Genomic DNA, 22,419 nt, shown 5'->3' with positions numbered 1-22,419 from the left:
TGGAATTATGCCTGGTATGATTTTCAAAAAAGGTAATGTTGGTCTTATCTCAAAAAGTGGAACATTGACTTATGAAGGTACAAATCAGGTTGTTCAAGAAGGTTATGGTATCACTACTGCGGTAGGTATTGGTGGAGACCCAATTATTGGTCTTTCATATAACCAACTTTTACCAATGTTTGAAGCTGATCCAGAGACGGAATGTATTGTTATGATTGGTGAGATTGGTGGAGATCTTGAGATACAAGCAGCTAAGCTAATCAAAGAACAAATTACTAAACCTGTTGTTGCTTTTATTGCAGGTCAAACTGCACCTAAAGGTAAAACAATGGGTCATGCCGGTGCAATTGTATCTGGTTCAGCGGGAACTGCAGCTGAGAAAATGGCTGCTCTTGAAGCTGCTGGTGTTACAGTTGTTGTAAGTCCAGCTGAAATTGGCAAAGCAGTAACTAAGGCTTTAAATAATTAATTTTATATTTGTGCGAGCCTCGTAATGTAACATAAAGTTGCATTATGTGGCGCTAAGAGCACAATTTATAGTAAAATTATCAAAACTTAGCTACTCTTTGTAAACAAATAGTAGTATACAAATTAAATTTGTATCTTAATAATAGGAGAAAATATGGCAGCTAGTCCAATGGTAAACCCAGGTGATCAACCGGTATGGGTAAATACAGATAACTGTAAAGCATGTGATATATGTGTTTCAGTATGTCCGTCAGGTGTTCTTGGAATGAAATATGAATCTACATCAACTCTTGGTGCAATGATTTCTGTTGATAATCCTGAAGCGTGTATAGGGTGCAACGAGTGTGAACTCACATGTCCAGATTTTGCTATTTATGTAGCAGATCCTAAAGAGTATAAAGCAGCTGGTTTTGCGTTTGCTAAACTTACTGACGAAGCTAAAGAGAGACAAGCAGCTATTATTGCTAACAACTACATGTCTCTTGATCAAAAAAGGAGCTAAAGAATGGCAACTAGAGAAGTAATATCTACCGGTAATGAACTAGCTGCAATAGCGGCGGTTGATGCTGGTTGTAAATTTTTTGGTGGTTATCCACTAACACCATCAAGCGAGGTAATGCATGTTATCTCTGACCTTTTACCTAAAAAGGGCGGTGTAGCAATTCAAATGGAAGATGAAATAGGCGGTATTTGCTGTGTAATCGGTGCTGCTATGGCTGGAGACAGAGCATTAACTGCAACTTCAGGTCCTGGTATGAGTCTTAAAGCAGAAAACTTAGGTCTTGCTCAAATGGCTGAAGTACCTTTAGTTTGTGTTAATGTTATGCGTGGTGGTCCATCAACTGGTCTTCCTACTCGTGTATCTCAAGGTGATATCCTTCAGTCTAAAAACCCATCACACGGTGATTATAAATCAATCACTTTATGTGCAGGTTCATTAGCAGAATGTTACACTGAAGTTGTAAGAGCATTCAACATTGCAGATAGATTTATGCAACCGGTTATTGTTTTACTTGATGAAACTATCGGTCACATGCACGGTAAAGCTGAACTTCCATCTGTTGAAGAAGTAGAAGCTGGAATTGTTCCTAGAAAAAGATTTGATGGAGCTCCTGAAGATTATTTTCCATATGATTGCGGACCTACAGAGCCTGCGGTTCTTAACCCGATGTTTGAAGGTTACAGATATCACTTTACAGGTCTTCACCATGACAAAAATGGTTTCCCAACTGAGGAAATTGAAACTTGTAGAAAACTAATCCAAAGACTAGAAGATAAAGTTGAAGTTCATAAAGATGAAGTTGAGTCTTATGAAGAATTTATGATGGATGATGCTGAAATCATGATCGTTGCTTACGGTTCTGTTTCATTGGCAGCTAAAGAGTCAATTAGACACTTAAGAAAAGAGGGTATTAAAGCTGGTCTATTTAGACCAATTACTATCTGGCCTTCTCCAGCTGAAAAAATCAAAGAGCATACTGACAAGATTGAAAAGGTTTTAGTTGTAGAGCTTAACATTGGTCAATATCACAGCGAGATTCAAAGAGCAGCGGCTAGACTTGATATTGAAGGTCTATTTAAAGTAAATGGCCGCCCAATATCTCCATATGAGATTGTAAACAAAGTAAAGGAGTTATAAGATGGCATTTAATTACGATAAATATTTAAGACTTGAGAAGATGCCAACACTTTGGTGTTGGGGTTGTGGTGACGGTGTTATCCTTAAAGCATTCGTTAGAGCAATTGAAAAAATGGGTATATCTCAAAATGATGTATGTGTAATTTCTGGAATCGGTTGTTCGGGAAGATTTTCTTCTTATGTTGATTTCAACACAATTCATACAACTCACGGTCGTACTGTTGCTTATGCAACTGGTGTTAAGTTAGCAAGACCGGACAAACTAGTTGTGTGTGTTGCCGGAGACGGTGATGCACTTGCTATTGGTGGTAACCACACTATTCATGGCTGTAGAAGAAATATTGATATGACTATGATTGTTATCAATAACTTCATCTATGGTTTAACTAACTCACAAACTTCACCTACTACACCAAAAGGTATGTGGACTGTAACTCAAAAAGCTGGTAATATTGACCCAACTTTTGATACTTGTGACTTAGCAATCGCTGCTGGGGCTTCATTTGTTGCTCGTGAAAGCATGCTAGACCCTAAAAAATTAGAAAAAATGCTTATCAAAGCAATGGAGCACAAAGGTTTCTCTATGGCTGAAGTACTTTCTAACTGTCATATTAACCTTGGTAGAAAAAATAAAATGGTTTCTGCTATGGAAAACCTTGAGTGGATTGATAGCATTACTGTTTCTAAAAAGAAATATGATGCTATGACGCCAGAAGAGCAATTAAACTTACTTCCAACTGGTATATTAAAACAAGACACAGAAGCTGATGAGTATTGTGACATGTATGCGGAGATTCAAAAAGCTCAACAAGGTCTGAGAAAACCAATTTCTCAAGATGACTTTGCTAAAAAAATATAAGGAGACACTGTGAGTAAAACATTAATGAGATTTACAGGTGTTGGTGGACAAGGTGTTCTTCTTGCTGGTGAGATTTTTGCAGCTGCAAAAATCAAAACTGGCGGCGAAGGTCTAAAAACTGCAACATACACATCACAAGTTCGTGGTGGACCGACCGTTGTTGATATTCAATTGGATGATCAAGAGATTTATTACCCATATGCGAATGATGGTGAAATCGGTTTTATGCTTTCTGTTGCTAATGTGAGTTACAACTCTTTCAAAGGTGGTGTTCAACCTGGTGGGATTATCGTTGTTGATCCAAACCTTGTTCATCCAACTGATGAAGATAGAAAAACTTGGAAAATCCATGAGATTCCAATTATTACTATTGCAAAAGAAGAAGTAGGGAATGTAATTACTCAATCAGTTGTTGCACTCGCTATTGCAAATACTATGATGAATGCTATTGATAAAGATGTACTAGTAGAAACAATGCTTTCTAAAGTACCGGCTAAAGTTCATGATGTAAATAAAAAAGCTTATGAGCTTGGTGAAAAATATGCTAAAGAAGCTATGGCTAAATAGTATCGTTAAAGAGGACAACCTGTAATGGGTTGTCTTTTTTTTAAATCTTTGCTTAATATTAATTAATATTTATATCATACTAAAGAATATTAAACTCTTATACTCTCCCAAAAGAACTCTACATGTTTCTCAAACTGAGTTGACATGCCAGTTGTAGAACTATTATCAAACCTCATAAGTGTTATCTGTAGTCTAATATAGAATAGGGTGGATAGAAACTCATATGCGACCATCATTGGATCTGATGAGCGAATAAGATTGTTTTGCATCATTATAAAAAAAGCTTCAGAAAGCATTTTTATATTTTGCGTGTGAAACTCATCCATAAACTGCTCTCTGAGCTCTTTGTTTGCAAATAGCTCTATCATTAACAACCTAAACATGTTCTCGTTGTTCTTATCAAATGTAAGCAACTTATACTGCATAGCAAACTTCTGCAAAAAAGCTTTTCCTTTAAGTGCAGACTCTTTAATATCCTCATTATCTACAGAGAAGGGCGAAGTAAATATTTCTTTTGCAACACTAAGAAATATTTCTTCTTTATTTTTAAAGTGATTATACAACGCACTCTCTCTTATACCTACTGCAGAAGCTATTTTTCGCACACTTGTACCTTTATATCCAAGCTCTGAAAATAGGGTAGATGACACTTTTAGTATTTTTTCTTTTGTATTTATCATTTAATGCATTCCTTTTGGTGTCCATAAAATAGGGGTTTATCCAATATGAACATTTGTTAACTTAAAAAGTATTATATATGAACAGTTGTTAATCTAAGCTTAGAATAAAAGAACACTTGTTCATATTGTAATAAGAATAAAAGAACAATCGTTCACTTGATGTTTTAGAGCTTAAATTAAAGAAAAAAATAGTAGTATTTCAAAGGTACAACAGATAGTCACTTGATTCGATCAAGAGGAAAGTCCGAGCTGCTCTAAGACAGTGTTCCATTTAACTAATGGCCGTAGCAATGCGAGGGAAAGTGCAACAGAGATTAGACTTCTATCATTTATGGTAGTAAAGGTGAAAAGGTGGTGTAAGAGACCACCAGTCTTTATGGCAACATAGAGAGCTTGTAAACCCAACATGGCAGCAAGAAACAGGTGGTCAGCGTCTTAGGGGTAAATATATGGTATTTAGCCGTATATTTGCTTTTAGCTACTGTTTCGCTAGAAACACTATGTAAATGGTGTGGTAGATTAATACTATCAAAACAAAACTCGGCTTATAGTTGTACCTATTTCGTTTAAGCCCTATTTATAGGCTCTTATAGCTATCCTCATCATCAATCTTGACCGAATCTTGACCAAATAAAGAAAAATTAACACCTAAATGAATATTATCAGACTTAATAACACTAGCATAATGCTCTAAAGTGACTTTAGGCGTACTATGTCCTAAAAGACCTGATAGCTCATTAATACTAACTATATTTTCTTTTAACATCAATGTAGCAAATGTGTGACGAGTTGAAGATAGCTTATATTTAGGTACTCCACTATCAGCAAGGACTTTAGACCATTGACTACGAAGCAGGGAAGCGTCATTAATATTATTAAATATGAATACATGATTAGTTAAAATATTTCTAACTTCATCAAGAATAAATCTAGGATAAGGAACTTTCCTTATAGCATTGTTAGTTTTACCACTTCCTATAATGCCTTTAGTTCTAGTTCTCTTAATATGTATATATCCATCATCTTTAAAATCAGATAATTGCAATCCCAATATCTCGCCAACTCTCATACCAGTATTAAAAGCTATAAATAGATAAGCTCTCATAATTCCAGTTGAAGAAGATAACAGCTGATTTACTTCACATTTAGTATAATATTCTACATCTTTTCTAACATCTGCTTTTAATTTTATATCAAGAGCAGGGTTAAAACTTATTACACCATCATCAACAGCTAATTCAAAAATCTCTTTACATGTCGTTTTATAGACACCTTTAGATTTTGAAGTGATATTAAATGAATTTAAAAATTCTTTTATATCTAATCTAGTAATAGTATCTACATTTTGACCTTTGAAGTGTTCAATAACTTTTTTGTAATAACCTTGTTTTAAATGATAACTTTTATTGCTATCCTTTTGTTTTAGAAATATATTGCCATAATATTCAAATGTTTTAGGCTTCTTTTTATATATTTCGCCAGTTGCTATTTTTGTATCAAGGGCAGGTATGATTTTTTCTATAACTATTTTAATATTTTGTGGTGTATTTTTTAATTTTGTAGATTTACGAATACGAACACCATCAACATAATAATTTAGCCAAATCATAGAGCCAATAATATAATGTGTTGTCATTCCTTTTTTACCTCTTTTAGTAGTGACAACTTTACTATGAAGCATAATAATAACCTTTTATATTAAATATTTTTCTAAATCTATTTTTGAATCGATATCAAATACAGGCTTTATATTTGAATTAAATTCATCCAAATCAATGTATATTCTTTTATAACCATCCATTTTATAAGGAGTTAAAACCTTATCTTTAATCATTTTTCTAATATATGATGTATCAATTCCAACATTTTCAGATAATTTTTGGATAGTTTGTAGCTGCATGATTAATCTTTTAAAACACTTCTAAAGTTTTATGAATATCAATAGGGAGCTTATCAGCTTGTAAAAGACATCTATCAATCATTAAATTTCTAGTTACCATATAACGAGAAAGATTAACAGTTTCAATATCCATATTATGAAAATAATTATATAAATCTAAATGATTCATCTGATAAGGTTGAATAATTTCTGATTTAAAACCATTTTGTTTAGTAAAATATCCTATTAATTTATCATCTTGATAAATAGGTACAGGAATCTCTTTTTTAATCCACTTTGTGGGAGTTTTGTCATATACTTCAATGCTAAATTTTTTCTCTCTAACTTGACCAATCTCTTTTATAACCCTATCTTCATAAACTACTTGAAATTTACCATACTGATAAATCAATTCTCTTTTAGTATGATTATCAATAAAATAAAAATAATTATCTTCTTTGCTCCACTCAACATAATTATTTTTATCATTCATCAAGTCAGTTAAATGATACCAATCACTTTCAAAAGCATAAGCCAACTGATAAACCCATTGAGGAACTAAAGACCTTGAAGTAACACAACGCATAATTCTATGCTTAATGTACCATGCTTGAATATAATCAATCTCTTTTTGATTTTTAACATCCATAAAAGATTTTAAAACATATTTCATAACATAAGCTGTGGTATCTTCAATTTTTGTTTGAAAAGATTCCAATTCTTGATTATCAATTTTAAAATCTTGAATATATTTTTTACTATCTCTTATGCGTCTGTTTTGTGGAGCAGGGTAAGATTTAATAAAGTCTTTTTTAAACTGTTCAATATGTTCAAATGGAATATATAACATCATATGAAAATGAGGCACACCGTCCTTATGAGGCTCAACAGTTCTGATATACATATAATTTTGATTTGCTTTTTTTAATTTTTTGAAAGCATAACTTTTTAAATATCTTTTAGTTTGATGATTAAGTATATTATATAAATCTTTTATATCAAGCTTCATTCTAGATTCTATCTTTTGACGCACCTCTCCAAGAGCTTCACTTGATGGAACACCTTGCAAAGCTATAAATTTATCTTCATTTGAAAGATTATCAAATCTAGTATAATCTCCATGTAATAAATCTCTAAAATAACCATCAAGTGTCATAGTAAGAAAACAACTATGTAAACCTTGACTTAGAGCAGTTTTAGTCATAGTGTCAATTTTATTATTAAGTTGTGCATAATATCTAACTGAATGATTAGCACTATAGCTAACATCTTTAAGCGTTTTAATTTGACCTGATGAAGTAGTAAAATAATTATTATCTAAATAGCTACTTTGATTATCAAGTTTATTCTGTATCATTTTTAAATCGTTCTTATTTAATCCAAACATTTGTCACTCCTAATTGTTTTTTTTAAGATGTCGGTAAACTTTTGTTAAATAGACAAGAGCCTCTCTCTTTTTGCATTTTTTCGCAAGCTCAAAAAGTGCAAAGAAGTCGGAGAGGCTACTTTATTTAGTATTATCCTTTTCAATAAGATTAGAAAAATCATCTATAAATGATGAATTATTAAAGTCATTACTTTTTATAACTTCAATAGCAATAGTAATATTTAACTCTGATTCATTATTTGATTTATATTTAAATATTTCGCCTAAATATGGAATATTAGAAAGAAAAGGGATGTTATAATCAGTAACTTCATGCTTAGTTCTTTTAATTCCAGAGAGAAGAAGAACATTATTATAATCAATATTAGTATTTGATTTTAAATATCTCTTGTATGTTTTTGGTGTATTTGTTTCTAATGTTGTTTGCATAAAATCTTCAATAACTAAATCTAAATTTAAAGTTATATAATCATGATATATAAGACTTTTTCCATTGATTTTAAGACCAACATCACGATATTCAATATTAGTTTGTTCACTTGTATTAGTTGCTTCTGTTTTTACAGTTGTAACTAAATAAGGAACATTCTCAACAGCTTCAAATTTAAAATCATCATTATTTCGGGCCAATATATAAGGGAATTGTTTAACATTTAACAAATTATGTTCATTAAGTAATTTCAAAGCACCATAATACTCTGTATTAGATAAAGTTAAAGAAGATGTATTTAAAGGAGCAACAATAGAATTAAAAGCTATTTCTGTAACGCCTAGCTCATCTTTATAAATAGATGAATATTTAAAACCTCTTTCTTTTAAGTCATTATTATTAAACTCAAATATCATAATTTTTAAAATAACTTGACTTTGTTTTATGTCAACAGTTCTTAAATATTGTTTGATAAGTTCATATTGTTTTTTTGTAGAAGTGATTATAAAAGTATTAGAATCAGAAAGATAAAAATATGGAAAATTAAAACTTTTTAAAATTTTATCACAGTCTTTAAAAGAATTATATTTTAATTTATAAAGATACTGATTAATAGGTGCTTCAACTTTTTTAGATAAATAATAAATTGAACCTTTTTTTATTAACATAAAATCTAATTTATCAATAGAGCTTTTAAAAACAGAAAATAAATCATTATTAGATATTTTTTCAGGAACATACAAAGAAATATTTTTACTTTTTATATCTTCATCAATATAAATATTTATATTATTTTTTAAAGATAATTGACTGGCAAAATCAAGTAAAGATATATTTTTATCATTTGCCGATACTAAGCAATTTAGCAGTATTAAGATTTGAACTAGATTTCTCATTGTTAACCCCTTTGTTAATATTTAAATAATCATAAAAAGAACTTTTAGTGTCAATATAAAATCTATAATAATTATTAGTTATTTTTTCAGTATATAAAATTTTAAAATCAGAAGAATTTATAAAATAAGTTACCAATTCAGGAGGGATAGAAATATCATTGTTAATGCAAATTTTATTAGTACAATTTAAAATAAAAAAAATATTATCTTCATCATAATTAAAATTTTCAGTATCATTAAAACTAGATTCATTTGAAATATTATTATTTATATGTTTATTATCAATATGAGATTGTTTAGGTAAATTATCATCTTCTTTATTACCAAAATTATTGATAATAATAAAAAATAAAATAGCACCCAAAACAAAAAAAGAAACCGCATAACCAATATATTTTAAAATAACATTATCAGATTTAACAGAATCACCACTATGATATAAATCAAAAACTTCTTTATTTTTTTTAACTTTAATACGACCAGAATGAGACTTAATAGAAAGGCGAGAACTTATAAAAGAATCATAAACCAAATAATTTCTATTGAATACTACTGTTGTAGGTTTAGCATTATAAAAATATTCAGCAAATGATTTATATTTAGAAAAAATCAAAGCAAGATTTTGAGTGATAAGGAAAACATCTTGAAACAAATGCCTATGATATGATAACCACCATATCAAAACTTTATCATTTATATCAAAATAATTATGAGCCTCATCTATAACAAATAAAGTGTTACTAATTTCAAACTCATCACACTTTTTAATTAATTCAGAATCAGAAACTTTATCTTTATAAAGTGCATATAATTGAGTCAATTTATCTTTTAAATCATCAAAATCAAGTTTATAAACATCTTGAAATTTATCGAATTTAAATTCATTAATATTAGTATAACAATTTTTATAATTTTTATTTAAATCAGGTTTAGCATTTTCAGAATCAGAAAAATTATTAAATATCTTATTAACAGCAAAATAACTTTTTCCGCTACCAGGTACGCCAGTTAAAAAAATAAGCATATCAAACACCAGTTTTCATAATTGAACTTACAATGCCAAAAATATTTTTATAAAAGCGGTTTACTTGTTGAATAAGAACACGAGCAACTAAAAAAACAAGAGCAGAACTAAAAAGAGGCGAAACATCGTTAATAGCTTGAGTGATACCAACGCAATTTAAAACACCGTAAACTTTAGCTACTAAATCACTACCACCATCATAAGACGACATCATAGAAATCAAAACTCTAATTTCTTGAATAAAAAAATCTAAAGCAACAAAAAAAGCGGTAATCATTGCGACCATACTCAAAAAATAAACAGTCGCTAAAGAATAATAAATGACACCCCAAAGAGCTTTTTTAGAAATCCAAGCTATTATATATGATATTATTTTACCCATTTAAACAACCTTGAAACCCTCATAAAATAATCTCAATGAAACAATCATTAAAGATATATACATAAAATAATAAAAAACGGGTGCAAGAGTTGGAAGAAAAGAACAGAAATCGACTTCAATATCTTTTCCTAATGCAGTAGTAGAAATAACAGCACCAGAGCCACCAGAAACAGAATAATTAAAACCAGTATTTAAATTATTGAAAAGACTATCATAAGAAGAACCTACATTGATAAAAGATTCTTGAATATCAGAAAATAAAGAAGTCCCAGTATCAAAATTGCTAGTCAAATCTGAAACATCAATATCTAGACCGCCAGAATCTTTACCGTTTAAAGCATTACTTATAAAATTAGATTTATCAGATATATTAGAAAGCAAAGAATTTGTAGCATTTAAATCGATTTCAGAGCCACTATTATTTATATCTTTATTTTCAATAGCTTCTAAAATATTTTTTAATTGATTATTAGAATCTAAACCTATTTGATTTAAAGAATTTAATCTAGAATTAGTATCAGATAATGAATTATTAATATTTGATAATTTAGATATATTTTCAAGCTGATTAGAAATAGATTTATCAGAATTTGATTTTATATCATCTAAAGTATTTTTTATATCTTTACTACTTGTTAAAGATTGATTGGCAAGTTCTTTTAAATCATCTAATTTGTCATTAGTGATATCAGTTTTATCTTTTAAATCATCTAAATGTTTATTAGTAGTATTTGAAGCTTGAAGCAAAGGGGATAATTCGCTAGTAGTAGAGTTTAAATCTAAAACTTCCATTGAAGTATCTGTGTCTTCTGAATTAGTATCTTCATCAACAGGAGCGACAGGCTGTAAATAACAATATTTAGCGTCGGGACAAATAGTTAAATTACCAGTATAAAAATAATCTGATGAATAAGTAATGCCATCAACCATAGAACTACACAAAGAAGCATCGGTAATTGATTCTTTATATATAAAACCTATTGGCTGATTAGAAGAAGCAGTCTCTTTGCATTCATCAATTGAATCTTTTTCATGAGCATAGCACCAAACACTATCAGAACAATTAGGATTTAAATCAGGATAAGAAAAGGTACTATCCCATCCACCGCCAGAAGTTCCATAGTATGAACAATCATCAGGATTAGAAAGCCCAATAGCTCTATAAGTTGAGACTTCAAAAATATTTCCATAAAAAGTAGGGGAAGCAGAAGTATTAGCACCACCACAATAAGGACTTGATGTCTGTGTAGAATCAGGAACGCCATCGCCGTCATAATCTAAATCACTATCATTAGGAATACCATCGCCATCACAATCATAACTATCATATAAATCAGGATGAGAAAGAGCAAAATCCTTATCACATTTGTTAAGAGTACCGTCATCGTCAAAATCATCATCAGACATAATAGGGGGATATGCACAAACACCTAACTCATCATCATAAACAGTATCAGGGGAACAAGTTCCGACAAACTGCCAATTAGTAATAATTTTATAATCATAATTACCTTTAGCATATAATGAGCCCGTAGGACTTTCTGCTCCATTAGTTTGACAATGAGTATAAGTATTGTTTGTTATTGCAGAGCCTGAAACAAAAACAAAATCAGGATTAGCTAGTAAAGACTGAACTAAAGTATAATTTGTGTATGTAGTAGCAACAGATGTATAAGAAGCAGTCGCAACAAATTCAGCAGGATAATAAGATTCATAAACTCCACGAACATAATCAGAACTAACATAACCACAAGAGCCATTATAATAGTCACTTCTACTATTTTCAGTAGTGGCACGAACAGACTCAACAGTATAAGAATACAAAGAAGAATAACTAAATATAAAACTATATAATAAGCACTTAAAATATCTCATTATTAATGCCTAGTAAGTGCTATTGCACCAAAAAGCGGAGCAATTACGGCAGAAAGATTTATAAGAATGCTTGCAAAATAATTGATAATATTGACATCTGTAATTTCTATAAAAATCATCTTTTTCCACCTACATTGATAAAAGCATGAACTATAAAAAACATAAAAATTCCACCAAAAATAACACCAATAAAACCGAGTAAAAAATTAAAATCTTTTATATCCATACCTAAAATATATGAAAGGTTAGGGGAACAAGTATCATTAACAGAATCATATATATAATTAGGATGAATGTGTTCAACTACAGAATTTTCAGAAGTTGACGACCAATTAAGAGTATCGCTACTTTGATAATAAATACGACCATTTTGATAATAAAAATTTTCTATACAGGTAGGGGTATCTTTATCAAGAAGCATAGAAGCATTTAAGAATGATATTGATGATAATAAAATTATTAAGTACTTCATTTTTTTTACCTTTAAAAATTTAATATAAGTTCTAACGCCTTAATCAGTTGTTGACCCTATTTTTTTAAAAAAAATAGTGTAATATAAACCTCAAAAGCTAAAATAAGCTAATGAGATTTACTAACAATAATAGCTTTGTTAATACTCCAAAAAGCGGTAAGAGCAATTAAAGCTAAACCGAAAAGAGAAGAAACTACACTATAATTGATATTAGGCAATTCCATAAAACTATCTTGCCATTCCGATAGCTCTACGAACACCCCAAAGTACAGCAGTACCAACTAAAACCAAACCACCAACAGCAACAGCATCAGCCGTGTTAAACACTAAACCAGTTAAATCCATGACTCAACCCTTTAAAAAAATAAGCTAGTACTAACCCGTAATGATTAATACCGCAATGAAAAAATTACGCTTCTCAATGCGATATTAATATTAATGTTAGAAATATAAGCCATATTTTGTGTAAAAAAGACGACATTTTGAAACGATAATTTGTCTACGAATCAATCTCAAATGACACCTATTGTTCTTAAAACACAAAATATTTTCCTTTCAAAGACTGTTTAGAAGTTCTAACGCCTTTCAGTTGTTGACCCTATTTTTTTTTCAGAAAAAATAGTGTGATAAAACTACTAACTAGCTTTTTTCTCATGTGTACGATTTAACTCTAAAAACTCCTTACCTAAATCTATACTTTTTGCAGCATAAATTTGTGAACCTTGATACATTTTTGGAATATTTGAATTAACAAATACTGGTAGTTTCTTAGAACGAAGATTACGAAGTAAATTAGAAACATCAGCAGCTTCTTGATTACTAGCACAAACAATTTGATATTCAACTATTTCTTCAACTTCTCTGATTGAATCTTCAAAAGGCTCTTCAAGCATGTTTAAAGTTCTAAACTTAGTAGAAGCAGGGTAATCTGTACCTTGATAATTTGTAGTTCCGCCTGGCTTAATAGAAGAAATTTCTAAAACCTCTGTTTTGATTGAAAACCCGTGTTTAATTACATTCATGTGTCACTCCTCAGTGAATTATTTTACTTAACCAACTGTCATTAATTAAGTTTATTAAACATACAAAATATGCTTTGTAAACCTAACTATTCACTTCTTTTTTTAACCCTCTTAGAAGTGACTGAAAGAGGGGAGTTAGCTTTGATTATCATGGTTCAAACTCATTGCCATGTATTGACGACTTACATATTTTTCCGTTTATAGTCCCGTTACTGCGTATGTATCTTTTAACGACTTATTGGACATCGAAGCAAAAGCGTTAATTTGTGTCTTTTTACTATTAAGTAATTTTTTGCTATTATTAGAGATTGTAGAAGTGACAAATTTTTTATGAACAGCATTAGAATTATTTGAAGATGTTTTAATATATGGGATTAAATCATCAAATAAAACCGATTTTTGAATATTTTGATTTTCTTGCATTTTGTCACTCCTTATGTAAAATAAACATACATTTAATATTATAATTGTATGTTATATGTACTTAGAAGAAACTTAAAATGTATGTTAATCATACAATTAGTATAAAAAAGGTTGTATTAAATGACAAGACAAGAACTTGCAGACAAAATAAACATATCAAGACAAACACTAAATGCATGGGAAAAAGAGAAACCAGAATTAGTAAGATTAGTTAATCAAGGTCTTGCACTAGATGATAGTATTGAAGCAACAGAAAAACATTTAGAAAACTTGAAAGCTATTAAAGAGAAAGCTAATAGCGGTAAATTTAAGCTGAAGTAAAACAATGACAACATTTTTTATAATACTTTTTATTAGTTTAGGAATTGCATATTTAATAAAAAAATATGAGGATAAAAAATATATAGACAAATCATATAAAAATACTAAAATATATAATAACTATAGAAAAGCAAACAACAAGATAAATACAAATTGGAATGATATGTATAAAAAGGATAATGATAATAATTCAACAAGTCAAAGCGTATCTGATATAGCAATATACTTTAACATTTCTTCTAAAAATTTAAATACTATTTTAGAAAAATTACAATGGCAAGAAAAATCAGGGAAATGGACAATACCAACTAAAAAAGGGATAGAGCAGGGGGCAGAAGAAAAATACAATGCAAGAACTAAACAAAAATACATTATGTGGGATATTCAAATAAAATACAATAAAGAAGTATTAAATGAAGTAAAAAAAATAAAAGAAAATATAGATACAAAAGATAAGGCTACAAACCAGTATGACACAATAAAAAAAGCAACAAATAAAATGACAAACAAAGAAAAAAAAGAAAAAGGCGATAATTATGAAGAATACATAGCAAACTTTTTTAAAAAAAATGGATATTATGTTTGGGAACATGGAAAAGAAAAGGGTGTAAAAGATAACAGTATAGATTTACTTATAAAAAAAGAAAATTATATTTATTTTGTTCAATGTAAAAATTGGGAAAAATGGAAAATAAATCATAAAGAAGTAAAAGCAACAAGAACAGATATAAGAGAATATTTACAAAAAAACAAAGAATTTTTCAACATAATAAAAAGCTATGAACAAAAAATATTGTATGTAACTTCAAAAGAATGCTTGACAGCTGGAGCATATAAATACATTGAAGAAAATAATGAGATATTGGAGTATAAAGTTATACCAGTAGAATAGGGCAAAACTACTTATAAGCACTCTCACGGGTAGTTACATGTAGAACTAAAATAAGAAGTTTATCATCATACTTTTTATAAATGACACGATAAGAACGAAGTTTTAGGCGATAAAGAACCTCTTTTTGTCCTTTAAGCTTTTTTATCTTACCAGAGTGCATAAGTGATTTTTCATAATCAGAAGAAAAGTTTTTTACAAAATCATATAAAGAATCACGAACAAAAGCTATATCAGATTTATCAATATTTTTAAAATCTTTTTTAACATTAGGCTTAAAATCAATTTTATACATCTGAATCTAATTCTTTGAAAAAATCTTCCATTGAAACAGTAGGCTCATTATCGTTAAGTCTTTTCTCTGCTACTCTAATATCTAAATAATCAAAATACATATCAAGAGCAGAAGAAATAATATGACTTTTCTTCTCATTTAATTCTTTAGCATAATGATTCATATCATCATTAACAGCAGATGGTAGAGTTATATTTAATCTTACAGTATTCATTTTAATCACTTCCTTTAGCTTATGTGTATAATTATACACCTTTTAGTATGTATTGTCAAATAATAAACTTGACCAAATATTGACCGTTAAAAGCATATAATCATAGTAAAGCAGTCACAAAATTGCATTAAAACCCTTGTTTAGGTATAATTCTAAACTCGGCTTATGTTGTGCCTATTTATTTTTACATGTAAGCTTTACTATATGGATAACTTAGTTACTAAGCGATTCTACAACAAGCCTATTAGGTATAGATACTATTTAATATTAAAATATAAAGTGTGAATAAAATGTCAGCATTGGATTTACTAAGAAGTGTGACTCAAAATTATTTTCAATAGAATTTACATTATGTTAACCAATATATATATCTACTTTAGGATTCTTATTAGCTTATGGTTAATCATCTTAAGTTACAATCTTTTTATGAATTCAAGAAAATTATGGTCACTGCTATTGTTAACTGCTCTAAGTTTTTCAATAGCGCATGATTATACGCTTACGCTATTAGATAAAAAACACCACTCTTCACAGATACAACATTCTGTGCAAGAATATCTAAGTACAGTAATAACTTCTGATACTCATACTGATAAATTTATACATGATATTCACAACGAGTATCACACCGTAGACTTATGTCCAACAAAAAAACTTTTACTTTCTAATACTAAAAAGATAAAAAATTCTTTTAAAAATAGCAAAGTATTTCTATCTTGGAATTATTTCAACTTCCTAAAGCCCCCTATCGTATAGACCTTTTTTCAACAATATAAATACAGACTAAAATAAAAATAAAATAATTCTGCATATAAACACATGTGTACTATCACGCAGATTATAAAAAAGGTAACTATGAAAACTTTAATAATATTAGCAATCCCGTTTATACTTTTTGCTTCAGGCCAAACAATGAGCATATCAGATTATATGTTTTTTACTAATGCGGATAAACGACCGTTTAAACAACTGCATGAAAAATCAAGAATGCAGCAATTGAATAAAGTAGATGAGAAAGAAGCAGAAAATTTAGTGAAAAAATTGACACAAGAAGATATTGAGTCTATAAAACTAACGCGCAGCGGTAAATACTTGATTTACAAAATAAATACTCAAAATTATAAGCTTATTATAAATGCTTTAGATGCAACAGTAATAGAAAAAAAATTAAAATAAGGAATACAAATGCGCTTAATACTACTTATTTTGATAACAAGCGTGCTTGTTAAAGCATCAACAATAAGCCTAGATGAAATTTTGCAAAAACTAAGATATGAACACCCTGTGTCTAAATCTATTAAAGCTTATGAAGCTCTATATAAGGCAGACAATAAAGCAAAATCATCAAGAGAAGCACTGCAGTTGATTACTGATGGAAGCTATGCTAAACCAGATTTAGACAAATTCGGATATGAGTATAGTATTGGAGTTGAGCAAAAATTTATGAACTCTAGTGTTAAAGAGAGCTTATCCAAGTCGGCTCGCTACCAAAGCGATGCTGAAATCTTAAACCTTAAGCATGATTTTTTACTCCTAGAAAATGATGTACGTCTTTTATATCATCTTAATTGTCTTGACAAACAGGCAATTGAACAATATAAAGCATCTTATCTTTCTTTTAAAACTTTATATACGAAAAAGGAAAAAGCATATAAATACGGGGAGATATCAAAAAAAGAACTTTTACAACTTCAAATAGAGCTGGATCGCCTTAACAGTGAGTATAAACATATTGAAAATGAGGAAAAAACTTCTCGTAATAACTTGCAATCAAAGATTCTTTTACCTATATTTGAAGAAAGTGTACTCTCTTGCAAAGACACTTATGCTGTTACAGAGAAACTGGTAATAAATAATAATGAAATTTCATTGCAAGTAAAATCACTGAATAAGAAAATTAAAAGTGCTCAAAGTGATTTTAATCAATACGATTCCATATTTGACTCATATACTCTTTTTGCAGCTTATCAAGATGAGATTGATACAAAAAGGTTTGTCGTTGGTTTATCTATTCCACTTAATTTCACTAGTCCCATTAATGAAGAAAAACGAGCAGCGGCTATGCATAAGAAAAGTGCTTTAGAGTATGAAAAGCAAGGATTAAGATTAGAAAGAGAATCCAAAATGAAACTTCTTGAAAAACGACTGCTGCAAAGTTATCAAAATATTGAATCAGTAAAATCAATGTTAAATAAATATGAGAACGAACTAATGCCGCTTATTGAAAGAGGATACCGCTTGGGCGAAGATTCTGCTATTGAGTATTTATTAAGCCAGCGTGAGATGTGGATGTATAAAAAAGACCTTATTCAACACCATAAAAACTATTATGAAATGCTATTTAAACTTTACAGCATTTTAGAAATTAAGGATTAATTATGAAAAAGATTATTATTTTACAAATATTATTAAGTTTATCGCTTTTTGCAGATATTACATTGTCTGCTGAAGAAGAAAAAAATTGGCAAATTAAAACAGTTGTCGGCAAAGAAGTTACTCATATACCCCTAGGCGAATATATAATGAAGGTTACAACGCCTCCAAAACTTTTACACACACTATCTGTCCCTTATGAAGCTCAAATTGTAAATCTAAACAGAGTGAATTTTGAGAAAGTAGACAAAGGTGAGCCTTTAGCTCTGTTAACGGCGACAGAGTGGATTGAAGCTCAGAGAAAAGCAATTGCAGATACTATTGAACTTATGCATCACGAACATTTGGCGGAGCGCAAAGCAAAACTTTGTCAAGAAGAAATTATTGCTCAAAAAGAGTGTCTTGTAGCAGAAGCAGAAGTTAAAACAGATAAAATAAAACTTTCAGCATCAAAAACACTTCTTAAAGCATACGGAGCAAGTGAAAGTATGATTAAAAAAGTGTATACAGATTTAGTTATCCTGCCAAATATGCAATTGCTGTCTCCCGTAAAAGGAACTCTACTTGAAGTAAATATTCAGCCAGGGAAAAGTGTATCGCCTTCCAGTGCTCTTTTTGTTATTAAAGTTGATGGAGAAAACTGGTTAGAGAGTGACATACCTCAAGCGGTTGCAAAAAATCTAAAGTCGGCTCAAGAGGTCATTATTACGGTTAACGGTAAAGATATACAGTCAAAAGTACTTAATGTATCGCCTGTAATAAATCCTCATAATCAAACTAGATATGTTCGTTTTTCTTTACCTCAAGAAGCAAATCTATTATCTGGACTAAGACAGAAGGTTCAGCTTAACATTAAAGAAAAAGCTTTTATAGTAAATAAAAAAGCAGTTGTACAAGATGGTGATCGTAATCTAGTATTTATAAAAGATGGTCAGAAATATAAGGCACAAGAAGTAAATGTCATAGCAGAAAATGCTGAGTCATGCTATTTAGATTATAACATTGCACTAAACGGTTCTATTGTAATCAGCAGCACAAGCATATTTCAAAACATGCTTAAAGAAGGCGAATGATGGATAAGTTAATATCCTTTACCCTTTCACAAAGACTTTTTGTATCTTTGTTGGCCCTTGTAATATTAGGCTTTGGGATGAAATCATATAATGAACTTCCTGTAGATGCATTTCCAGATATATCACCTACGCAGGTGAAGATTATAATGAAATCAAGTGGTATGACACCAGATGAAGTAGAATCACGCATTGTCATTCCAGTAGAGATGGGAATGTTAGGTATTCCACACCAGACAATAATGCGTTCTACTGCCAAATATGGTATTTGTGATATTGCTATCGACTTTGAAGAGGGAACAGATATTTACTGGGCACGTCAGCAAGTCAATGAACGTTTAAATTCTATTATGGATGATTTACCGGCAAATCTTGAAGGAGGACTTGCCCCTATTAGTACACCTCTTAGTGAAATTTTGATGTTCACAATTGAGTCTGATAAGCTGGACTTAATCGAAAAGCGTTCTTTGCTTGATTGGGTTATTTCACCAAAGATACGTTCAGTTGCCGGTGTTGCAGAGGTTAATGCACTTGGCGGCAAGGTCAAAACTTATGAAGTAACACCAAATATCGAAGCGATGCGTACATATGGAATAACACTTAATCAGATTATGGATGCACTTCAGGATAATAATCTAAACGATGGTGCAGGACGCGTAACTCAAGGTGTTGTAGGTATTTTAGTTCGTAGTGCAGGTAGAATCAATGATATTGCAGATATTGGCAAACTTAGCGTTGCATTTGTTAACGGTAAAGTTATTAAGATCAGTGATGTAGCTACTGTACACGTTGGTAGCCTCACACGGGCAGGATTCTCCACAAAAAATGGACAAGGTGAAGTTGTTCAAGGATTGGTATTAGGATTAAAAGGAAGTAATACAGAGGATGTTTTAAAGCAGGTAAAAGCTGAAATTTCAAAAATGCAAGGAATGCTTCCTGAGGGAACTAAGATTGATATATTTTACGATCGTTCTACTCTTGTAGAGCTTGCAACTGACAGTGTAAAAAATGCACTTTTAGAAGCTGGTATCCTTATTATTATAGTGCTTCTTTTGATGCTTGGTAATTTTGCTTCAGCTCTAAGTGTTGCTTTGATTTTACCTTTTGCACTGTTAATGAGCTTTATTGCCATGAAATACTTTGGACTAAGTGCAAACCTCATGAGCCTTGGTGGTCTTGCTATTGCCGTAGGAATACTAGTCGATTCGGCCGTTGTTATGGTCGAACATATTACAGCGGAACTTGGTAATACAAAGCATAAAAATCAGACTAAAATAAACATAATATACAATGCTGCCGTTGAGATGGCACCATCTATTATTACAGGTGTACTCATTATTATAATTGTTTTTATGCCATTGTTAACACTTGAAGGTCTAGAGGGTAAACTTTTTAAACCAGTAGCACTTAGTATTGTGTTCGCCCTATTTAGTTCACTTGTATTGGCACTTACACTTATTCCTGTACTTAGCTCGTTTATCATGAAAGTACGCCCTGATAAAGAGTCATGGCTGATTAAAAATTTGCTAAAGTTATATAAACCGGCTCTTGATTTTTCTATAAAACATACAACAGCCGTATTCGTAACTGTTATACTATTGTTTTCGGGCTCATTATATCTTGCTTCAAAAACAGGAAAAGCATTTATGCCAACAATGGATGAGGGTACTTTAATTGCGATGATTGAATCGTTACCGTCTATCAGTCTTGAGGAAAGTGTTGATTTAAATAACAAGATTCAGACTAAACTTATGTCAGATGTACCGGAAATCAAATCTATTATTGCGCGTACCGGAACAGATGAACTTGGTCTTGATCCGATGAGCCTAAACGATACTGATACATTCTTTATTTTAAAACCTATGCAAGAGTGGAGAATTCAATCAAAAGAGTGGGTGAAGAATGAAATTAGAAAGTCTCTGGATAGTTTAGTAGGTATAGAGTATGTCTTTACTCAACCTATTGAAATGCGTGTATCAGAGATGCTTACAGGTGTACGAGGAGACCTTGCAATAGATATTTTCGGAGGTGACCACAATGAGCTTGAACGCATTGCAGAAGAAATAAAAAGTATTTTAGAACAGGTTCCAGGCAATAGCGATGTTTATAAAAAGAGTAATGAAGGAATAGAGTACTTTGAACTTAACTTTAACCAGGAGGAGCTTGGTTATTACGGTTTAACTGAGCGTGAGATAGCTTCTTTTATGAAGACAATGGTTACCGGTGTACAAGTAGGTATTGTTCAAGAAGGAATGCGCCGTATTAACCTAATGGTAAAGGGTGAAGATGTTCTTAATAGATCACTTGAGTCACTTCAAAAGCTTTATTATGTTTTGCCTGATGGTAAAAGTGTTCCTCTTGCTAATTTTGTAACATACAAACGAACTACAGGACCTGTTCAAATCGAGCATGAAAATGGTTACCGAAAGACAGTTGTACAGAGTAATGTTGAGGGTCGGGACTTAGTTAGTTTTGTGGAAGAAGCAAAAGAGCAAATAGAGAAAAAAGTTAAAATGCCTGCTGGTTACTATGTAACATACGGCGGAGAGTTTGAAAATCAACAACGTGCAGCTGATAGGCTAATGATAATCGTACCGATTGCACTATTTTTGATATTTATTTTACTTTTTGTTTCGTTTAACTCTATGACACAAGCGGCCTTAGTACTAATTAACGTTCCATTAGCTCTTATTGGAGGTTTTGCCGGACTTTACTTTAGTGGTGAGTATATCTCTGTACCAGCCTCAGTTGGATTTATTGCCCTGCTAGGTATTGCTGTACTAAATGGGGTTGTACTGGTTAACTATTTTAACTATCTTGTTCAAAACGGTTACGAAATCTTGGATGCTGTACGAGAAGGTGCTATGAAAAGATTTCGTCCAGTTCTTATGACTGCTACAATCGCTGCTCTTGGCTTATTGCCGTTGCTTTTTGCTGATGGTCCAGGTTCTGAAATTCAAAAACCGCTTGCAATTGTTGTAATTAACGGTCTGATTAGTTCAACGCTTTTAACTTTAATTATTTTACCGTTGTTGTATTTGAAATTTACCAAACCTTTAAACAATGACAAAAAGTGTATTGAGTAATGAACTTAAAATAATTTTAGCAGTTTGTGTGATTTATACAGACTGCTTTATATATAAATTGACATATGTATATGATTAGTGCTATATTTCGATTTAAATTGCATCAACCAAAATATATCTACAACAGGAGCATTTCTATATTTATTAATAATACTTATGCACGGTTTT

Annotated in this window: 24 protein-coding genes, 1 other RNA gene and 1 pseudogene; 13 read left to right on the top strand and 13 right to left on the bottom strand. The window is 30.7% G+C overall.

The features are described 5' to 3' along the window. From OQK60_RS05245 to OQK60_RS05225, 5 genes and pseudogenes are all read left to right on the top strand, one after another. Positions 1 to 469: pseudogene (locus tag OQK60_RS05245) on the top strand (succinate--CoA ligase subunit alpha); the annotation flags it as partial. Between the two features lie 153 nt (positions 470 to 622). Beyond that, on the top strand, positions 623 to 970 hold the full coding sequence (locus OQK60_RS05240; protein WP_297684806.1) for a 4Fe-4S dicluster domain-containing protein: 348 nt from the start codon (positions 623 to 625) through the stop codon (positions 968 to 970). 3 nt (positions 971 to 973) lie between these two features. Further along, positions 974 to 2,107: a 2-oxoglutarate synthase subunit alpha gene (locus OQK60_RS05235; RefSeq protein ID WP_297684804.1), complete on the top strand. Its 1,134-nt coding sequence runs from the start codon at positions 974 to 976 to the stop codon at positions 2,105 to 2,107. Position 2,108: 1 nt separating this feature from the next. Next, entirely contained in the window at positions 2,109 to 2,966 is an 858-nt protein-coding gene (locus tag OQK60_RS05230) for a 2-oxoglutarate ferredoxin oxidoreductase subunit beta (protein WP_297684802.1), read from the top strand. 9 nt (positions 2,967 to 2,975) lie between these two features. After that, the gene (locus tag OQK60_RS05225; protein ID WP_297684800.1) at positions 2,976 to 3,533 is read left to right on the top strand and encodes a 2-oxoacid:acceptor oxidoreductase family protein; all 558 of its coding nucleotides are present in this window, start codon (positions 2,976 to 2,978) and stop codon (positions 3,531 to 3,533) included. Positions 3,534 to 3,622: 89 nt separating this feature from the next. Here OQK60_RS05225 and OQK60_RS05220 read toward each other — a convergent pair whose 3' ends face one another. After that, the gene (locus tag OQK60_RS05220; protein WP_297684798.1) at positions 3,623 to 4,213 is read right to left on the bottom strand and encodes a TetR/AcrR family transcriptional regulator; all 591 of its coding nucleotides are present in this window, start codon (positions 4,211 to 4,213) and stop codon (positions 3,623 to 3,625) included. Between the two features lie 202 nt (positions 4,214 to 4,415). Between OQK60_RS05220 and rnpB the strand changes: the two genes are divergently transcribed. Then, positions 4,416 to 4,777: RNase P RNA component class A (rnpB, locus tag OQK60_RS05215), an RNA gene on the top strand. A gap of 13 nt (positions 4,778 to 4,790) precedes the next feature. On the opposite strand, the gene OQK60_RS05210 is transcribed toward rnpB, so the two are convergent. The 10 genes from OQK60_RS05210 to OQK60_RS05165 form a co-directional block, all read right to left on the bottom strand. After that, positions 4,791 to 5,894, bottom strand: coding sequence for a site-specific integrase (locus OQK60_RS05210; protein ID WP_297684796.1), 1,104 nt, complete (start codon positions 5,892 to 5,894; stop codon positions 4,791 to 4,793). Between the two features lie 12 nt (positions 5,895 to 5,906). Beyond that, positions 5,907 to 6,113, bottom strand: a complete 207-nt coding sequence (locus OQK60_RS05205) for a hypothetical protein (protein ID WP_297684794.1) — start codon at positions 6,111 to 6,113, stop codon at positions 5,907 to 5,909. A gap of 10 nt (positions 6,114 to 6,123) precedes the next feature. Next, on the bottom strand, positions 6,124 to 7,479 hold the full coding sequence (locus tag OQK60_RS05200; RefSeq protein WP_297684792.1) for a replication endonuclease: 1,356 nt from the start codon (positions 7,477 to 7,479) through the stop codon (positions 6,124 to 6,126). A gap of 120 nt (positions 7,480 to 7,599) precedes the next feature. Continuing rightward, positions 7,600 to 8,805 carry a hypothetical protein gene (locus OQK60_RS05195; protein ID WP_297684790.1) on the bottom strand — a complete coding sequence of 402 codons (1,206 nt, stop codon included), beginning with the start codon at positions 8,803 to 8,805 and terminating at the stop codon, positions 7,600 to 7,602. After that, positions 8,750 to 9,829 carry a zonular occludens toxin domain-containing protein gene (locus OQK60_RS05190; protein WP_297684788.1) on the bottom strand — a complete coding sequence of 360 codons (1,080 nt, stop codon included), beginning with the start codon at positions 9,827 to 9,829 and terminating at the stop codon, positions 8,750 to 8,752. The genes OQK60_RS05195 and OQK60_RS05190 overlap by 56 nt, the downstream gene beginning before the upstream one ends. 1 nt (position 9,830) lies before the next feature. After that, complete coding sequence (locus OQK60_RS05185; protein ID WP_297684786.1) at positions 9,831 to 10,211, bottom strand: hypothetical protein; 381 nt, start codon at positions 10,209 to 10,211, stop codon at positions 9,831 to 9,833. Next, on the bottom strand, positions 10,212 to 12,086 hold the full coding sequence (locus OQK60_RS05180) for a hypothetical protein (protein ID WP_297684784.1): 1,875 nt from the start codon (positions 12,084 to 12,086) through the stop codon (positions 10,212 to 10,214). 115 nt (positions 12,087 to 12,201) lie between these two features. Beyond that, positions 12,202 to 12,558: a hypothetical protein gene (locus OQK60_RS05175; protein WP_297684782.1), complete on the bottom strand. Its 357-nt coding sequence runs from the start codon at positions 12,556 to 12,558 to the stop codon at positions 12,202 to 12,204. A 635-nt stretch (positions 12,559 to 13,193) separates the two neighbouring features. Next, positions 13,194 to 13,580, bottom strand: coding sequence for a hypothetical protein (locus tag OQK60_RS05170; RefSeq protein ID WP_297684780.1), 387 nt, complete (start codon positions 13,578 to 13,580; stop codon positions 13,194 to 13,196). Positions 13,581 to 13,778: 198 nt separating this feature from the next. After that, positions 13,779 to 14,003 carry a hypothetical protein gene (locus tag OQK60_RS05165; protein WP_297684778.1) on the bottom strand — a complete coding sequence of 75 codons (225 nt, stop codon included), beginning with the start codon at positions 14,001 to 14,003 and terminating at the stop codon, positions 13,779 to 13,781. Positions 14,004 to 14,123: 120 nt separating this feature from the next. On the opposite strand from OQK60_RS05165, the gene OQK60_RS05160 reads away from it, so the two are divergent. After that, positions 14,124 to 14,324 carry a helix-turn-helix domain-containing protein gene (locus OQK60_RS05160; RefSeq protein WP_297684776.1) on the top strand — a complete coding sequence of 67 codons (201 nt, stop codon included), beginning with the start codon at positions 14,124 to 14,126 and terminating at the stop codon, positions 14,322 to 14,324. Positions 14,325 to 14,328: 4 nt separating this feature from the next. Then, positions 14,329 to 15,216: a restriction endonuclease gene (locus tag OQK60_RS05155; protein ID WP_297684774.1), complete on the top strand. Its 888-nt coding sequence runs from the start codon at positions 14,329 to 14,331 to the stop codon at positions 15,214 to 15,216. 7 nt (positions 15,217 to 15,223) lie between these two features. Here OQK60_RS05155 and OQK60_RS05150 read toward each other — a convergent pair whose 3' ends face one another. Beyond that, positions 15,224 to 15,508: a type II toxin-antitoxin system RelE/ParE family toxin gene (locus OQK60_RS05150; protein WP_297684771.1), complete on the bottom strand. Its 285-nt coding sequence runs from the start codon at positions 15,506 to 15,508 to the stop codon at positions 15,224 to 15,226. Further along, positions 15,501 to 15,722: a hypothetical protein gene (locus tag OQK60_RS05145; RefSeq protein WP_297684769.1), complete on the bottom strand. Its 222-nt coding sequence runs from the start codon at positions 15,720 to 15,722 to the stop codon at positions 15,501 to 15,503. Before OQK60_RS05145 ends, OQK60_RS05150 begins: the two co-directional genes overlap by 8 nt. Positions 15,723 to 16,148: 426 nt before the next feature. On the opposite strand from OQK60_RS05145, the gene OQK60_RS05140 reads away from it, so the two are divergent. The 5 genes from OQK60_RS05140 to OQK60_RS05120 all read left to right on the top strand — a co-directional run bounded on the left by OQK60_RS05140 (position 16,149) and on the right by OQK60_RS05120 (position 22,251). Next, the gene (locus OQK60_RS05140; protein ID WP_297684767.1) at positions 16,149 to 16,478 is read left to right on the top strand and encodes a hypothetical protein; all 330 of its coding nucleotides are present in this window, start codon (positions 16,149 to 16,151) and stop codon (positions 16,476 to 16,478) included. Positions 16,479 to 16,577: 99 nt separating this feature from the next. Next, on the top strand, positions 16,578 to 16,898 hold the full coding sequence (locus tag OQK60_RS05135) for a hypothetical protein (protein WP_297684765.1): 321 nt from the start codon (positions 16,578 to 16,580) through the stop codon (positions 16,896 to 16,898). Between the two features lie 9 nt (positions 16,899 to 16,907). Further along, positions 16,908 to 18,098, top strand: coding sequence for a TolC family protein (locus OQK60_RS05130; protein ID WP_297684763.1), 1,191 nt, complete (start codon positions 16,908 to 16,910; stop codon positions 18,096 to 18,098). A gap of 2 nt (positions 18,099 to 18,100) precedes the next feature. Further along, positions 18,101 to 19,168: an efflux RND transporter periplasmic adaptor subunit gene (locus tag OQK60_RS05125; protein WP_297684762.1), complete on the top strand. Its 1,068-nt coding sequence runs from the start codon at positions 18,101 to 18,103 to the stop codon at positions 19,166 to 19,168. Beyond that, on the top strand, positions 19,168 to 22,251 hold the full coding sequence (locus OQK60_RS05120) for a CusA/CzcA family heavy metal efflux RND transporter (protein WP_297684760.1): 3,084 nt from the start codon (positions 19,168 to 19,170) through the stop codon (positions 22,249 to 22,251). The genes OQK60_RS05125 and OQK60_RS05120 overlap by 1 nt, the downstream gene beginning before the upstream one ends. Positions 22,252 to 22,419: the final 168 nt, after the last annotated feature.

Source organism: Sulfurimonas sp. (assembly GCF_026196735.1).
Classification (GTDB): domain Bacteria; phylum Campylobacterota; class Campylobacteria; order Campylobacterales; family Sulfurimonadaceae; genus Sulfurimonas.
Note: the sequence above shows the minus strand (reverse complement) of the source record. Positions and strands in the feature narration are given on the sequence as shown.

Coding starts and splice junctions, on each gene's coding strand:
- OQK60_RS05240 (WP_297684806.1), top strand. CDS start 623: ATGGCAGCTAGTCCAATGGTAAACCCAGGTGATCAACCGGTATGGGTA.
- OQK60_RS05235 (WP_297684804.1), top strand. CDS start 974: ATGGCAACTAGAGAAGTAATATCTACCGGTAATGAACTAGCTGCAATA.
- OQK60_RS05230 (WP_297684802.1), top strand. CDS start 2,109: ATGGCATTTAATTACGATAAATATTTAAGACTTGAGAAGATGCCAACA.
- OQK60_RS05220 (WP_297684798.1), bottom strand. CDS start 4,213: ATGATAAATACAAAAGAAAAAATACTAAAAGTGTCATCTACCCTATTT.
- OQK60_RS05210 (WP_297684796.1), bottom strand. CDS start 5,894: ATGCTTCATAGTAAAGTTGTCACTACTAAAAGAGGTAAAAAAGGAATG.
- OQK60_RS05205 (WP_297684794.1), bottom strand. CDS start 6,113: ATGCAGCTACAAACTATCCAAAAATTATCTGAAAATGTTGGAATTGAT.
- OQK60_RS05200 (WP_297684792.1), bottom strand. CDS start 7,479: ATGTTTGGATTAAATAAGAACGATTTAAAAATGATACAGAATAAACTT.
- OQK60_RS05195 (WP_297684790.1), bottom strand. CDS start 8,805: ATGAGAAATCTAGTTCAAATCTTAATACTGCTAAATTGCTTAGTATCG.
- OQK60_RS05190 (WP_297684788.1), bottom strand. CDS start 9,829: ATGCTTATTTTTTTAACTGGCGTACCTGGTAGCGGAAAAAGTTATTTT.
- OQK60_RS05185 (WP_297684786.1), bottom strand. CDS start 10,211: ATGGGTAAAATAATATCATATATAATAGCTTGGATTTCTAAAAAAGCT.
- OQK60_RS05180 (WP_297684784.1), bottom strand. CDS start 12,086: ATGAGATATTTTAAGTGCTTATTATATAGTTTTATATTTAGTTATTCT.
- OQK60_RS05175 (WP_297684782.1), bottom strand. CDS start 12,558: ATGAAGTACTTAATAATTTTATTATCATCAATATCATTCTTAAATGCT.
- OQK60_RS05170 (WP_297684780.1), bottom strand. CDS start 13,580: ATGAATGTAATTAAACACGGGTTTTCAATCAAAACAGAGGTTTTAGAA.
- OQK60_RS05165 (WP_297684778.1), bottom strand. CDS start 14,003: ATGCAAGAAAATCAAAATATTCAAAAATCGGTTTTATTTGATGATTTA.
- OQK60_RS05160 (WP_297684776.1), top strand. CDS start 14,124: ATGACAAGACAAGAACTTGCAGACAAAATAAACATATCAAGACAAACA.
- OQK60_RS05155 (WP_297684774.1), top strand. CDS start 14,329: ATGACAACATTTTTTATAATACTTTTTATTAGTTTAGGAATTGCATAT.
- OQK60_RS05150 (WP_297684771.1), bottom strand. CDS start 15,508: ATGTATAAAATTGATTTTAAGCCTAATGTTAAAAAAGATTTTAAAAAT.
- OQK60_RS05145 (WP_297684769.1), bottom strand. CDS start 15,722: ATGAATACTGTAAGATTAAATATAACTCTACCATCTGCTGTTAATGAT.
- OQK60_RS05140 (WP_297684767.1), top strand. CDS start 16,149: ATGAATTCAAGAAAATTATGGTCACTGCTATTGTTAACTGCTCTAAGT.
- OQK60_RS05135 (WP_297684765.1), top strand. CDS start 16,578: ATGAAAACTTTAATAATATTAGCAATCCCGTTTATACTTTTTGCTTCA.
- OQK60_RS05130 (WP_297684763.1), top strand. CDS start 16,908: ATGCGCTTAATACTACTTATTTTGATAACAAGCGTGCTTGTTAAAGCA.
- OQK60_RS05125 (WP_297684762.1), top strand. CDS start 18,101: ATGAAAAAGATTATTATTTTACAAATATTATTAAGTTTATCGCTTTTT.
- OQK60_RS05120 (WP_297684760.1), top strand. CDS start 19,168: ATGGATAAGTTAATATCCTTTACCCTTTCACAAAGACTTTTTGTATCT.